This is a genomic window from Phreatobacter sp., assembly GCF_051860605.1.
In the GTDB taxonomy this organism is placed as follows: Bacteria; Pseudomonadota; Alphaproteobacteria; order Rhizobiales; family Phreatobacteraceae; genus Phreatobacter.
Genome location: NZ_JBHYDR010000001.1, coordinates 101,494 through 115,680, shown reverse-complemented (window position 1 = coordinate 115,680; position 14,187 = coordinate 101,494). Strand labels below are relative to the sequence as shown.

The window sequence follows — 14,187 nt, the reverse complement described above, 5'->3', positions numbered from 1 at the left end:
ATGCATGTCCGGCTGCCGGCGCAAGGGGAGGTGGACGACGGCTCGGTCGCCCGCGACCTCATGCAGCCGGCCGCCGACATCGTGTTCATCTCCGGCCACGACACGGAACTGGCCCAGCTGGCTGCCGCCCATGCAAGTCTCGGCCGTGACGCGCCGAGCCTTGCGCTGACCAATTTCCAGGCGCTCGGCCATCCGCTGTCGGTCGATCTCTATGCCGAGCGCACGCTGGCGCAGGCCCGCCTCGTCGTGCTGCGCCTCCTTGGAGGCACGTCCTACTGGCCCCATGGCGTGGAGCGCCTTGTCGAATGGGCGCGCGCGGTTCCGGGCGCAAGCCTGGCGATGGTGCCGGGCGATGCGAGCTGGAACGAGGCGTTTGCGGCGCGAGGCAGCATCGACCCGGCCGACACGCGGATGCTCTGGCGCTATCTCAACGAGGGCGGGCCGGACAATGCCGCGCTTGCGCTGTCGCTGATGGTCGCGCGCGCGACCGGTGCCGTCCTGCATGACACGCCCCCGCCCGTGCCGGCTCCGATCGCAGGCGTCCTGGAAGGGCATCGGGCCCGGCCGGCCGACGCGCTTCTGATAATCTATCGCTCGCTGGTGCAGGCCCATGATCTTCAGGCCGTCGAGGCCATGGTGTCGGCGCTGGCCGGCGAGGGTCTGTCGGTCGTCCCGCTGTTCGTCTCAAGCCTCAGGCACGCGGTTGCGCGGCAGTTTCTGGCCACGGTGCTGGCCGTGATCCGGCCGGCGGTCATCGTCAACGCCACGGCCTTCTCGGCCGATACCGACGCCCTGTTCGGCGAGACGCCTGTCCTGCAGGTCGCCTTTGCCGGCATGGGGAGGGACAGCTGGGCGGCGTCCGCCCGCGGTCTCAATCCCTCGGACCTTGCCATGACCGTGGTCCTGCCCGAACTCGACGGGCGGATCATCGCAGGACCGGTCGCCTTCAAGGCGAGCCCCGCCGGCGGCGAGGCGAGGGCCGGCGAACCCTCCGTGCTCCGTCACGATGCCGCCCAGATGGCCGCCGCCGCCGCCCGCGCGGCTGCGCTGGTCAGGTTGCGGCGGACGCCGGTGCGCGACAGGCGCGTCGCCATCATTCTCGCCAACTATCCGAACCGCGACGGCCGCCTTGCCAATGGCGTCGGCCTCGACACACCGCAATCCTGCGCCGATGCCATCCTGGCCATGGAGCGCCACGGCTATGGCGTCGGCTCAGCCCCGCGCACCGGTGCGGCGCTGATGGGCCTGCTGACCGCCGGACCGACCAACGCGCTGGGCAAGGCGCGCGATGCGGCCGGCTTTGCCGGTGCCGTGCGCTGGCCGCTCGCTGACTATCGGGCGGCGCTCGCCGGTCTGTCGCCGCGCCTGCGAGCGGCGCTCGATGCCCGCTGGGGCGACGCCAGCAACGATCCGCATGGGGTCGGCGAGGCGATCGAACTTGCCCTGCACCGCTTCGACAACCTCGTGGTCGGCATCCAGCCCTCGCGTGGCTACGACATCGATCCGGCCGCGACCTTCCACGACCCCGACCTCGTGCCGCCGCACCGCTACGTCGCGACCTATCTGTGGCTGCGCCAGGCGTTCGGCGCCCATGCCCTCGTTCATTTCGGCAAGCACGGCAATCTCGAATGGCTGCCGGGCAAGAGCACCGGCCTGTCGCAGGACTGCTGGCCGGCGGCGCTGATCGGGCCGCTGCCGCATGTCTATCCCTTCATCGTCAACGATCCGGGAGAGGGCGTTCAGGCCAAGCGCCGGGCGTCCGCGGTGATTGTCGATCACCTGACGCCGCCGCTGTCGCGCGCCGGTCTCCACGCCGACCTCGCGCGCCTCGAGGCGCTGTCGGACGAATATGCCCTGGCGGCCGATCTCGACCCGCGCCGCGCCGATGTCCTGGCGAAGGACATCGCATCCTTTGCCGGCGCATTGAATCTCGACGCCGATCTCGGGCTTGCCTCCGCCCCCTCCTTTGCGGAACAGGTCAGGCGCATCGATGGCCATCTCTGCGACCTGAAGGAAATGCAGATCCGCGATGGCCTGCATGTGTTCGGCGCGTCCCCCCAAGGCGAGCAGCGCGCCGATCTTGCCCTCGCCATTGCCCGCCTGCCCCGGCCGGGCGGGTCGGATGCGGCGCAGTCGCTGACGCGCGCGCTGGCGCGCGATCTCGGCCTCGGCACGTTCGATCCGCTGGCGCGGACCTTCGGCGAGGCCTATGACGGCCCGCGCCCCGCCGTGCTCGACGCAGACGCCTCCGGTCCCTGGCGGACCCATGGCGACACGGTGGAGCGGCTGGAGGTTCTGGCCCGCCGGCTGGTGGCCGGAACCCTCGCCTGCGCGCCGGACTGGACGGCCACGCGCGCCGTGCTGGACTGGATCACCCGCGAACTGCTGCCCGATCTCGACGCCTGCGGGCAGGCCGAAACGGCCGCCTTCCTGAAGGCACTCGACGGCCGCCACGTCGCCCCCGGTCCGAGTGGCGCGCCCAGCCGCGGCCGGCCGGACGTGCTGCCGACCGGGCGGAACTTCTTCGCGGTCGACCCGCGTGCCGTGCCCACCGAGGCTGCCTTCGCCATCGGCCTGGCGAGCGCGGAGGCGCTCGTCGCGCGCCACTGGCAGGAGCACGGCGAATGGCTGCGCACCGTTGTGTTCAGCGCCTGGGGCACTGCCAATATGCGCACCGGCGGCGATGACGTGGCCCAGGCGCTGGCCCTCATGGGCTGCCGTCCGGTCTGGGAACCGGCCTCCGGTCGGGTGACCGGCTTCGAGATCGTCAGCGCCGCCGACCTTCGCCGCCCCCGCGTGGATGTGACCTTCCGCGTCTCGGGGCTGTTCCGCGATGCCTTTCCCGGCCAGATGGATCTGATCGACAGCGCCGTGCGGGCCGTTGCCGCGCTCGACGAGGACGACGAGGCCAATCCGATCGCCGCCCATGCCCGGGCCGAACGCGCGGACCTGATTGCTGCCGGCCTGGATGTCGAGGAGGCCGGCCGGCGGGCCGCGACACGCGTGTTCGGGGCGAGGCCCGGGGCCTATGGCGCGGGCCTCCAGGCGCTGATCGACGAGGGCGGCTGGCAGGACCGGGCCGACTTCGCCGCCGCCTATCTCGCCTGGGGCGGCCATGCCTATGGCGGCGCCCGGCAGGGCGAGGCCGCGCCGGACCTGCTGGCGCAGCGACTTTCGATGGCCGAAGCCGTCGTGCAGGCGCAGGACAACCGCGAACACGATATTCTCGACAGCGACGATTATTACCAGTTCATGGGAGGCGCCGCGGCCAGCATCGAGGCGCTCAGCGGCAAGGCGCCGGCCGTCTACCACACCGACACCTCGCGCCCCGAGGCGCCGCTCGTGCGCTCGCTCGACGAGGAGATCGCCCGCGTGGTGCGCGGCCGTGCCAGCAACCCGAAATGGATCGCCGGAGTCATGCGTCACGGCTACAAGGGTGCCTTCGAGATGGCGGCGACCGTCGATTATCTGTTCGCCTTCGCAGCGACCACCCATGCGGTCCGGTCCCATCATTTCGACATGCTGTTTGCCGGCTATATCTCAGATCCGGCGGTTCGTGCCTTCCTCTCCGATGCCAATCCGGATGCGCTGCGGGAAATGGCGGACCGTTTCGCCGAGGCCGTGCGGCGCGGGCTGTGGCAGCCCAGGTCGAATGCCGCCATCGACCTGATCGCCGCGCTCCGGCAGCGCCCGTCGACGGCTCGGACTTTCCATCAAAGCATGTAACAGTATAACGTATTCTCGTATCCGCTTTTGGGGCTTGTGGACGGTTCCGATTCCTGCTCCCCTTCTCATGTCTACGGTGCTCCCCCTCGGGGGAGTGAAACGGGAATGCGGTGCGTGCCATCCGGCACAATTCCGCGGCTGCCCCCGCAACTGTAAGCGGCGAGCGCTCCTCGCGATCCACTGGCCTGCGGGCCGGGAAGGGCGAATGAGCGCATTGACCCGCGAGCCAGGAGACCGGCCGAAGACCGAACGCAACCCAGTCCGGCGGTGGGCCGGAAGGAGCCATATGATGTCTGTCTTCGCCTTCGGGCGCGGGACCATTCCTGGTCTCGTCGCCGTTCTTGTCGTGGCCGCTCCGCCGGCAGCCCGGTCCCAGCAACCGCCGCTAGCACAGCCCCAGGCCACCTGGCTCGACGAGATCGTCGTGACCTCGACCGGCCGTCCGGAGCCGCGCAGCCGCATCACCGGAACCGTCCAGGTGATCGACGGCGAGCGCATCACCCGGTCCTCGGCCCAGTCGGTGACCGACCTGCTCGCCGAGAACGCCGTCGGCTTCTTCTCCGAATGGACGCCCGGCCAGACCTCGATCAACATCCGCGGCGGCGCCTCGGACGGGCAGGGCAAGGACTTCCGCAGCCAGGTGCTGGTTCTGGTCAACGGCCGGCGTGCCGGCACCGCCAACCTGTCCAAGCTCTCGCCCGCCGATGTCGAGCGCATCGAGGTGATCCGCGGGCCGGCCTCGGTCATCTACGGGTCGGGCGCCATGGGCGGCGTCATCAACATCATCCTGCGCAATGGCCGCAACACCACCGGTTCGTCGGCCGAGGTTCAGGGCGGCTCCTGGGGGCTGCTTCAGGGGCGGGCGCACACGACCGGCCAGACCGGCGCCAGCGACTATTATATCGGCCTGTCGGGCGGGCGGCGCGACAGCTACCGCTCCGGGGCCGGGGGCGGTCTGATGGCCAATACGCAATGGCAGCGGCTTGGCGTGACGGGGGCCTTCGGCCACCGGTTCAACGACCTCAACCGGGTCGATCTGACGGTGCGCTCCGACGGCATCTACAATGCCGGTTTTCGCGGCTCGTCGTGGAACACGATCAATCGCGACGAGCGCACCAACGCCTCGTTCGACCTGGTCTATTCGGGCCGCACGGCCTCCGATTTCGGCCGCTGGACGCTGCATTCCTATCTGATCGCCGACCGCGACGTGTTCCGCTGGGCGGCGCCCAATTCGGCCGCGCAGACGCGCCTCGATCTCAACCGCCGCCATCTCGATATCGTCGGCACCAAGTTCGAGCCGATCTTCAACCTCTTCCCCGGCAATGAACTGCTGATCGGCGTCAATCTGGAGCGCAGCTGGCTGAGGTCGGTCCGCTACCGCGAGGGCGTGATCTCAGGCCCGGCGATCTCCCAGGTCGCGCCGCAGGATTCCAACCAGACCGACCAACTGATGGCCTTCTACGCCGAGAACAGCCAGCGACTGTTCGACGACCGGGTCGTGCTGCGCGCCGGCATCCGCCACACCCGCGGCTCGACCAGCTTCGACCTGACGCCGAACCTGGCCAACCAGGCGACCGGCGCGCGACCCTATACCGCCACCACCTACACGGTCGGTGGCACATGGCGCGTCACCGACAGGTTCAGCCTGCGCAGCGGTCTGTCCACCGGCTTCCGCGCCCCGACCGCCACGGAACTTGCCGGCGATTACACGGTGCTGGTCGGCACCCAGATCTTCGGCAACCCGAACCTCAGGCCCGAGACCAGCCGACAGATCGAGATCGGCGGCACCTTTGCCGGCGACGGTTTCAACATCGACGTCGCGCTGTTCCAGAACGTCATCCGCGACCGCATCAACACCCAGCGGCGCCCCGGCTCGACGACCACCTCGGACTATATGAACAATGCCGGGGACGTCACGGTCCGCGGCGTCGAGCTGCAGGCGGCCTTCAACCTGCTGCGCCTGACCGGACAGCCCGATCGCGGCTGGCACTGGTCGGCATTCGTCAACGGCGCCTACAATTTCCACATGGAGGATGGCGGGGCCCTCCCCACGGCCAACAGCCGCCAGGCCCAGCGCATGTACCAGTATCAGGCCTCCATCGGCACGCGCTTCGGCCAGCGGACAGGCGTCGCCATTCCCTGGAGCTTCTCGGTCACCGGCATCCTGCGCGGGCCGATGTGGTACGAGACCGAGGAGCCGCTGCTGATCCCGGCCGGCGAGCCGAATTCCGCCTTCATTCACCGCAAGCCGGCCTTCTGGGTCTGGAACGCCCGGCTGGAGGGCGAGCTGCGCAAGGGCCTGACCGCCTATGTCGCCGTCAACAACATCTTCAACGTCAACCAGCATGCGATCTTCATCGCACTGGACCGGCAGCCCTTCATCGGCAACGCTGCGGTCTCCAACCACATGGGGATCGGCAATATGGGCAGTTCCATGCCGGGGCGGGAAGTGGTCATGGGCCTGAATGCGCAGTTCTGATCTGATGGCAAGCCGCCGGGCCATGCTTGCAGCCTTTGGAACAGGCCTTGCCGCCCTCGCGGCGAGGCCGGCAAAGGCCGCGCCGGTGGTCGTGACGGATGCGCTCGGGCGGCGGGTGGAGATCATCCAGCCGCCGCAGCGGATCATTCCGATCTTTGCCTCCAACACGGAACTCGTGGCCGCCGCCGGGCTTGCCGGCCGGATCGTCGGCATCGAGGCCTATACCCGCTTTCCCCCCGAGGTGGCCGGCCTGCCGCAGGTCGGCGGGCGCCTCGGCTTCTCGGTGGAGCGGGTCGCGCGGCTTCGACCGGACCTCGTGATCGTCACCCCGGCCCGGCAGGCCGTACACCTGCTCGTCGATCCAATGGAACGGCTGGGAATCCCGATCATCGTGCTGACCCATCCGACCGTGGCCGGGGTTCTGGACAATCTGCGGCTGGTGGCCCGCGCTGGAGGCGTCGCAAGCCATGGCGACCGGGTGGCGGCATCGCTCGGGGCGCGGCTGGAGGCCGTTGCAGCCACGGGGACCGCAGGCCCCGCCCGCCCGCGGGCGGTCATGGTCACCGGCCGCGTCTCCAACGGGCTGTTCCTGGTGGCCCGGCCCGGCAGCTACACGGCCGATGCCATGGTCGCTGCCGGTCTTGCGCTGGCCTTCGACCGGCCGGGCATGCTGGCGCAGGTCGCTCCCGAGGCGATCTTCCGCGCCGATCCCGATGTCGTCCTGTTCGCCGGCACGGCCGCCGGACTCGAGGAGACCTTCGACCGTCCCGAATGGGTCGGACTGAGGGCGCGGCGCGAGGGCCGGATCCTGGCCGTCAACCGTGCCGAGTTCCTGATCCCCGGCCCCCGTGTCGTCGATGGCATCGAGAGACTGGCCGCCGCGCTGCGCACCGGCGCTCCTCGTCCCGGAGCGTCCAGATCGTGACCCCGCTTCAATGACCGCATCGTCCTCGAACGGCCTGAGCGCGCGAACCACTGCCGGCCTTGGCATGGCACTGGCCGCCGCCATGCTCGTGGGCATCTCGGCCGGCCATGAATGGGCCTCGCCTGCCGCGCTGGTCCGGGCCTTCGCGGGCGATGCCTCCATCGACAGCCGGCTGATCCTCGACTGGCGCCTGCCGCGCGTCGTGGCCGCGGCCGCCGTCGGCGCCCTGCTCGGCGTCGGCGGCTGCCTGTTCCAGGGTCTGTTCCGCAATCCGCTGGCCGAGCCCTATCTGCTTGGCTCGGCTGGCGGCGCGGCGGTCGGGGCCACCGTGGCGCTGCTCGTCCCGCTTGGATTTCCGCAGAACCTCACCCTTCCCATCCTCGCCTTTCTTGGTGCCTGGGGCGCGACGGTCCTCGTGCTGGCCGTCGGGCGGGTGGCAGGCGCGGTCGATGCCGCCGGACTGCTCCTGGCCGGCATCGCGGTGGCCGCTATTCTCGGCGCCCTGCGCTCCTTCCTGATGCTGGCCCTGTCCGACGAGACGATCTCCCTGCAGGTGGTGCTCAGCTGGGTTCTCGGCGGCATCCAGACGCCCGGCCCCGCCAGTCTCGCCCTGCTGGCCGGCCTCACCACGGCCTGCATCGCGCTCGCGCTCATGACCGCGCGCGGCCTCGATCTCCTCGGTCTCGGCGAGGAGATGGCACGCGGCTTCGGGCTGGACGTGTCGCGCTTCGTCGCCCTTGCCATCCTGGCCGGTTCGGCCGTCGTGGCGGTCGCGGTGGCCTATGGCGGGCTGGTCGCCTTTGTCGGCCTCGCCGCGCCTCATGTCGGACGCTGGCTCGTGGGGCCGCGCCACCGCCCGCTGATCCTGGCGTCAGCGCTCACCGGCGCCATTGCCGTCGTGCTGGCCGACGCGCTGGCGCGCTCGGTCCTGCCACCCGCCGAGGTGCCGCTCGGCCTCATCACGGCCGTCGCCGGCGGGCCGTTCTTCCTCCTCCTCCTGGCCCGGAGGCTGAGGCCGTGAGCGTCATCGAGGCCCGCGACCTGGCCCTTGTCCGCGGCGGCCGGCGCATCGTCGACGGCGTCACGCTTGCCCTCGGCCCCACCGGTTCGGTCGCCATCATCGGGCCGAACGGGGCCGGAAAGTCCAGCCTTGCGCGCATCCTCGCCGGCCAGATCGGCGACCATGGCGGGCAGGTCACGATCGACGGCGAGGCGCCGGCCGGCATGACCGCCGCGCGTCGCACGGCGCTGGTCGGCTATGTGCCGCAGAGCTTCGTGCCGCACTGGAACATCACGCCGCGCATGCTGATGGAGATGGGCGCCGCCCGTCGTCCCGGCACGTCGGCGGCTGCGGTCGCGCAGGCCCTCGCGCGGCGGGAGGTCGAGGCGCTCGCCGATCGCCCCTGGTCGACCCTGTCGGGGGGCGAACGCGCGCGCGCCCTGCTCGCGGCCGTCGAGGTCACCGATCCGCCGGCGCTGATCGCCGACGAGCCCGGCGCCAGCCTCGACATCCGCCACCGGATCGATCTGGTGCGCGGGTTCAGCGACCGCGGACGCGACCGCCTGGTGGTCGTCGTCATGCACGATGTCGAACTGGCCACCGCCTGGTTCGACCGGATCGTCGTCATGGAGGCCGGCCGCATCCGCGCCGATGGCGCCAGCGGCGCGATCGTCCGCTCCGGCGTGCTGGATCAGGTCTTCGGCGTTCCCTTTGAGCCGGTCGAGGCCGGCGGTGCGCTGATGGCGCGGCCGGTCATGGGGCGCGGCTGATGCGCATCGACCTGGCCGGCTGGACGCGCGAGGCGACCCTCATGGATCATCCTGCCTTCCTCGCGATCTTCGAGGAGGCCGACCGTCTCGGCTTTGCCGGCGTCTGGTTCAACGAGTTCCATTTCTACGATCCGCCGATCCCCTATCCGTCGGTCGATCTCCTGGCCGCCGCCATCTTCGCGCGCACGGAGCGGCTGCGCGTCGGCTCGTCGATCGTCATCCTGCCGCTTCAGCACCCGCTGATCCTTGCAGAGCGGATCGCCCAGCTCGATGTCCAGAGCGGGGGGCGGCTCGATGTCGGCATCGGCCGGGGCACATCGCCCGAGACCTTCGTCACGCTGGAAATCGCGCCGGAAGAGGTCCGTGAGCGGTTCGAATCCGCGTTCCGGATCATCCGCGATGCGCTGACATCTGCTGTCGCCAGTTCGCAGACGGGCCCCTGGCGCTTTGGCCCGGCCGTCGTCGGCCCGGTCACGGTCCAGCGGCCGCACCCGCCTTTCTATCTGGCCGCTTCCAGTGCGGAGACCCTCGCCTTCGGGATCGATCACGACCTGCCCCTGCTGCTCAGCCTGGAGCCGCCGGAGGGCCGCCAGCTCGCGCTCTATCGCGACCTCGCAGCCGCGAAGTCGAGGCCGCTCGCCCTGTCCCGCTCCTCCCTGTCCCGCTACGTCGTGATCGATGCCACGCGCCAGCGCGCCGAGGCCCGCCTCGACACGCTTCTTGCAGGGCTGGAGAACCGCCGCCGGCACTTCGCGCGCGCGCAGGGTCGCCCCGATCCGGCTCCCGTGGATCGCGCGACCTTGCTGGCCGAACGCTTCGTCTGGGGCGACCCGGCCGATTGCCGCCGGCAGATCCAGACCCTTGAGCGCGAGACCGGAATCGGCCAGTTGCGCTGCGTTTTCAACGGCAACGGCGTGTTGCCAACCGCCGTGGCCCTTGAGGGCATGCGCCTGTTCGCGACCGAAGTGCTTGGCACGGTCTGAAGGCCATACCCGCCGGACAGGCCGAAGCCGCAATGGCCTGTTAACCAGGCTGGCTGCTTACCGACCTAAGGTAAGGTCCGGTCAATCCCCTCCTGCCAGTCTCTCGCCACCACACGAGAACGGCAGGTCTTCGGTATGACGTCTCTTCCCTCAGGTGCCACAATGGGGCATGTGATCTCCGTCCGCGGCTCGCGGGCGCAGGTGGGGTTTCCGGCGCCGACGCCGCTCAGCCATGCCCGCCCGACCGTTGGCAGCTTCCTGTCGATGAAGGCGGTCGACTCGACCATTGTCGGCGTTGTCACCGCCGTCGAGTCCGATTCCGGCCCTCACGGCTACCGCGCCAAGGCCCATGTCGACCTGACCGGCGAGATCGTCCGCACGGCCGATGGCAGCGCGCAATTCCGCCGCGGCGTCACGGTCTTTCCAGCCATCGGCGATGCCGCCGAGGCCCTGTCCAGCGATGGCCTCCGGGTGGTCTATGGCTCGAGCGCATCCCGCACGATCCGGATCGGCCACATCGCCCAGAACCGCGACGTGCCGGCGCTGGTCGATTACGACAGCCTGCTGAGCAAGCATTTCGCGGTGGTCGGTTCCACCGGTGTCGGCAAGTCGAGCGGTGTCGCCGTCATTCTCAACGCCATGATGGCGGCGGATGCCGGCCTGCGTGTCCTCGTTCTCGACAGTCACAACGAATATGGCCGCAGCTTCGGCGAGCGCGCCCTGGTGACAGGGGCCGGCGATCTTCGCCTGCCGTTCTGGATGTTCAATTTCGAGGAGATGACCGACGTCATCTATGGCGGACGCCCGGCGGTCCCCGACGAGGTCGATATCCTGGCCGAACTGATCCCGCTGGCGAAGAGCCACTACCAGTCCTACAAGGTCAGCGGCGAGCGGCCGGCCCTCGCCCGCCGGACGGTGCGGTCCGGGGGGTTCACTGCCGATACGCCCACCCCCTATCTCATTCAGGACCTCATGGCGCTCATCGACGAGCGCATGGGCAAGCTGGAGAACCGCGCCAGCCGGATGACCCATCACCGGCTGCTCGCGCGCATCGAGGCGATCAAGAACGACCCGCGCTACGGCTTCATGTTCGAGAACGCCAATGTCGGCGGCGACACGATGGCATCGGTGCTCAGCCGGCTGTTCCGTCTCGATGGCGACGGCCGGCAGGTCACGGTGCTCAGGCTTGCGACCCTGCCGGGCGAGGCCGTGGACGCGGTGGTCTGCGTGACGCTGCGCCTCGCCTTCGAATTCGGCCTGTGGAGCGATGGCGCGCTGCCGCTGCTGATCGTCTGCGAGGAGGCGCACCGCTACGCTTCGGCCGATCCGTCCGTCGGTTTCGCGCCGGCGCGCCGCTCGCTGTCGCGCATCGCCAAGGAGGGTCGCAAATATGGCGTCCACCTGGGCCTTGTGTCCCAGCGCCCGGCCGAGCTTGACCCGACCATCATCTCCCAGTGCAGCACGCTGTTTGCCATGCGCATGACCAATGAGGCCGACCAGGCCCTGCTGCGATCGGCAACATCCGACATTGCCGCCCATCTTCTCGATCTCGTACCGGGTCTCGGCACTGGCGATGTCATCGGCCTGGGCGAGGCGATGCCCCTGTCCACGCGGCTCCATTTCGAGACGCTGCCTGCGGCGCGCGTGCCGTCCAGCGAGATGACGGTCGGGCGCCCGGAGACGGGCAGCCTCGGCGGCGACGAACTGGTGCGGACGGTCATCGACCGCTGGCGCCGCGCGACATCGGGCCAGTCTCTGGTCGAGGAGGAAGCGCCCGCTCTCGTCCCGGATGCCGAGCGACCCTCGATCCTGCGCGCTCCAGCCTCCGACCATGGCCCTGGCGCGCCGACACCGCTCCTCCAGCAGGCGAGAGCCTCAATCCTGAAGCGCTGACATCGCCATGACCGCCTGGACATCCACAGGCACGCAGCAGCAGGCAGCGGATGAGGCCGCGTCTGCCCCGCTTGCCGCGATCCTGAATGCCGCCCCCTTCGGCCTTGTGATCGAGGCCGGCGACGGCCGCAGGGTCTTTGCCAACGGCCGCGGCCTGCGTGCTGGCGAAGGCGGCGAGCCCGGCTCCGAACAGAGCCTGCGGACCATGACTTTCGGCGTCGAGGCCGGCGGCAGCGCCTACTCGCTCGCGCTGACGCTCGACCAGTCGGAACAGCAGCGGCTGGAGGACGAGCTTTTCGAACGCGCCTATTTCGACGAGCTCACGCGTCTGCCGAACCGGAGCCTGATCGAAAAGGCGATCGACCAGCTGATCGGCAGCGGGGCCAGCAGCTTCGCCCTGGCCTTCATCGATCTCGACGGCTTCAAGAACATCAATGACTTCTACGGCCATGCGGTCGGCGACCAGCTGCTGATCGGCTTTGCGGCGCGGGTCTCGGCGTCCCTGCGGCCGACCGACCTGCTGGCGAGACTGAGCGGCGACGAGTTCCTGCTGCTTCTGACCCCCGTCGACGACGCAGCCGAACTGTCCGCGCGCCTGACCGACCTGGCAAGCCACCTGCAGGCGCCGCACTATGTCGAGGGCTATGAGATCTTCTCGTCGGCCTCGCTCGGCGTCAGCCGCTACCCCTCGGACGGCACGACCTATTACGAACTGGTCAGCAATGCCGACCGGGCCATGTATCGCGGCAAGAAGGGCCGCAAGGGCCAGATCCAGTTCTTCGACGCCTCCATCGAGCATGTCGCCGTCGAGACCAGCCGGCTGGAACAGCGGCTGCGGCTGGCAATCCGCGACCGTCGCGTGCGCTGCGCCTACCAGCCCAAGGTGGAGTTCCGCACCGGCCGGGTGACTGGCGTCGAGGCGCTCATGCGCTGGCGCGACGAGGACGGGATTATTCAGGCGCCCGGCGGCATGATCGAGCTGGCAGCAGAGCTCGGACTGATGGACCAGCTCACGCACCTGATCGTCGAGGAGGTCGTGGCGGCCCTTCCGGAACTGGAGGCCAGCTTCGGCGCCGACATCTCGATGAGCCTCAACGTCGCGGCAAAGCAGGCGACCAACGTGCCGTTCATGCAGTCGCTGCTGGCGCGCCTGGACGCCACCGGCCATCCGACGCGGTTCATGATCGAGCTGACCGAGGAAGCCCTGCTCGCGAAGGCAGAGTTCCGCACGCATATCCTGCCCATGATCCGCGAGGTCGGAACCAGGTTGTCGATCGACGATTTTGGCGTGGGCTATTCCTCGCTCGCAACCCTTGCCGACCTGACCGCCGATGAGCTGAAGGTCGACCGCTCGTTCATCACCGACATCCATATCCGGCCCCGCAATCAGAGCGTGCTGAAGGCGATCGAATCGCTCGGCGCCTCGCTCGGAATGAGCGTCGTGGTCGAAGGCGTCGAGACCTACGAGGAACTGGCCTACCTGCAGGCGGCGACGCGCATCCAGCTGGCGCAGGGCTATTATTTCGCACGGCCGATGCTGCTGGAGGACGTGCGCCCCGCCGCCGTCGGCGAAGCCTTGCGCGCTCCGCCGGCGCTGCGGCCGGACCGTCAGGCCCGCGCCGGCAATGCATTGAGGGCCTGAGCCGACCGGCTCAGGGCGAGGGGCGCCAGGCCAGGAGCCGCCGCTCGACCACGCCGATGGCCGCGGCAGCCAGATAGCCGATGACACCGAGCAGGATGACGCCGGCGAACAGGTCGGCGGAACGGAACATGCGTGCGCCGACCAGCAGCCACTGGCCGAGGCCATCGAGGCCGGCGACGATCTCACAGACCACCGACAGGATCAGCGCAACCGTCAGGCTGACGCGCATGCCGGCGAGGATATCGGGCAGGGCCGAGGGCAGGGCGATCTTCCGGATCGTCTCCAGCCGCGACAGGTTGAGTGCCCGCGCCACCTCGAGCAGCCGGGGTTCGACCCCGGCAAAGCCCTGGATGGTGGCCAGCAGCATCGGCCAGAGGGTGCCGAAGGCGATGACGAAGATCGCCATGCTCTCGCTCAGGCCGTAGAGCGCGATGGCCACCGGGATGATCGCCGAGACGGGCAGGGGCCGCAGGAGCTCCAGCGACGGCGCGATATAGATGCGGGCGCGGCGCGACGAGCCGATCAGCGAGCCGAGCACGATGGCGGCGAAACAGGCGGCCAGCCAGCCGAAGGTCATGTGCCGCAGCGTGCCGATCACCTTGTCGCCGAGGCCGCGCTCGGCAAAGCCGGTCATCATCGCCGCCCAGGCCCGGTCGGGACCCGGCAGGAAGATGGGCGAGATGAGCTGGGCATTGGCGACAAGCTGCCAGACCACGACGATGCCGGCGGCGAAGGCGAAGCTCGCCAGTCTCCAGGCGACGGTCTCCAT

At 69.6% G+C, this 14,187-nt stretch carries 9 protein-coding genes and 1 riboswitch; of the genes, 8 read left to right on the top strand and 1 reads right to left on the bottom strand.

The genetic code is table 11. The features are described 5' to 3' along the window. The 8 genes from cobN (at position 1) to ACTIFS_RS00470 (ending at position 13,418) form a co-directional block, all read left to right on the top strand. Entirely contained in the window at positions 1-3,726 is a 3,726-nt protein-coding gene (gene cobN, locus ACTIFS_RS00505) for a cobaltochelatase subunit CobN (protein ID WP_439572071.1), read from the top strand. A 57-nt stretch (positions 3,727-3,783) separates the two neighbouring features. Continuing rightward, positions 3,784-3,983, top strand: a riboswitch (cobalamin riboswitch). A gap of 32 nt (positions 3,984-4,015) precedes the next feature. Beyond that, positions 4,016-6,205 (top strand): TonB-dependent receptor, encoded by a 2,190-nt coding sequence (locus ACTIFS_RS00500; RefSeq protein ID WP_439572070.1) that lies wholly within the window; start codon positions 4,016-4,018, stop codon positions 6,203-6,205. After that, positions 6,192-7,130: an ABC transporter substrate-binding protein gene (locus ACTIFS_RS00495; protein ID WP_439572069.1), complete on the top strand. Its 939-nt coding sequence runs from the start codon at positions 6,192-6,194 to the stop codon at positions 7,128-7,130. The genes ACTIFS_RS00500 and ACTIFS_RS00495 overlap by 14 nt, the downstream gene beginning before the upstream one ends. A gap of 10 nt (positions 7,131-7,140) precedes the next feature. Next, a complete protein-coding gene (locus ACTIFS_RS00490) occupies positions 7,141-8,151 on the top strand; it encodes a FecCD family ABC transporter permease (protein ID WP_439572068.1) in 1,011 nt (336 codons plus the stop codon). Further along, positions 8,148-8,900 carry an ABC transporter ATP-binding protein gene (locus ACTIFS_RS00485; protein ID WP_439572067.1) on the top strand — a complete coding sequence of 251 codons (753 nt, stop codon included), beginning with the start codon at positions 8,148-8,150 and terminating at the stop codon, positions 8,898-8,900. The genes ACTIFS_RS00490 and ACTIFS_RS00485 overlap by 4 nt, the downstream gene beginning before the upstream one ends. Further along, a complete protein-coding gene (locus ACTIFS_RS00480) occupies positions 8,900-9,883 on the top strand; it encodes an LLM class flavin-dependent oxidoreductase (RefSeq protein WP_439572066.1) in 984 nt (327 codons plus the stop codon). Before ACTIFS_RS00485 ends, ACTIFS_RS00480 begins: the two co-directional genes overlap by 1 nt. 162 nt (positions 9,884-10,045) lie before the next feature. Beyond that, on the top strand, positions 10,046-11,776 hold the full coding sequence (locus ACTIFS_RS00475; protein WP_439572065.1) for an ATP-binding protein: 1,731 nt from the start codon (positions 10,046-10,048) through the stop codon (positions 11,774-11,776). Positions 11,777-11,783: 7 nt separating this feature from the next. Beyond that, complete coding sequence (locus ACTIFS_RS00470) at positions 11,784-13,418, top strand: putative bifunctional diguanylate cyclase/phosphodiesterase (protein ID WP_439572064.1); 1,635 nt, start codon at positions 11,784-11,786, stop codon at positions 13,416-13,418. A 10-nt stretch (positions 13,419-13,428) separates the two neighbouring features. Here the strand turns inward: ACTIFS_RS00470 and ACTIFS_RS00465 are convergent, their stop codons facing one another. Further along, positions 13,429-14,187, bottom strand: coding sequence for an ABC transporter permease (locus ACTIFS_RS00465; RefSeq protein WP_439572063.1), 759 nt, complete (start codon positions 14,185-14,187; stop codon positions 13,429-13,431).

Coding starts and splice junctions, on each gene's coding strand:
- cobN (WP_439572071.1), top strand. CDS start 1: ATGCATGTCCGGCTGCCGGCGCAAGGGGAGGTGGACGACGGCTCGGTC.
- ACTIFS_RS00500 (WP_439572070.1), top strand. CDS start 4,016: ATGTCTGTCTTCGCCTTCGGGCGCGGGACCATTCCTGGTCTCGTCGCC.
- ACTIFS_RS00495 (WP_439572069.1), top strand. CDS start 6,192: ATGCGCAGTTCTGATCTGATGGCAAGCCGCCGGGCCATGCTTGCAGCC.
- ACTIFS_RS00490 (WP_439572068.1), top strand. CDS start 7,141: ATGACCGCATCGTCCTCGAACGGCCTGAGCGCGCGAACCACTGCCGGC.
- ACTIFS_RS00480 (WP_439572066.1), top strand. CDS start 8,900: ATGCGCATCGACCTGGCCGGCTGGACGCGCGAGGCGACCCTCATGGAT.
- ACTIFS_RS00475 (WP_439572065.1), top strand. CDS start 10,046: ATGGGGCATGTGATCTCCGTCCGCGGCTCGCGGGCGCAGGTGGGGTTT.
- ACTIFS_RS00470 (WP_439572064.1), top strand. CDS start 11,784: ATGACCGCCTGGACATCCACAGGCACGCAGCAGCAGGCAGCGGATGAG.
- ACTIFS_RS00465 (WP_439572063.1), bottom strand. CDS start 14,187: ATGGAGACCGTCGCCTGGAGACTGGCGAGCTTCGCCTTCGCCGCCGGC.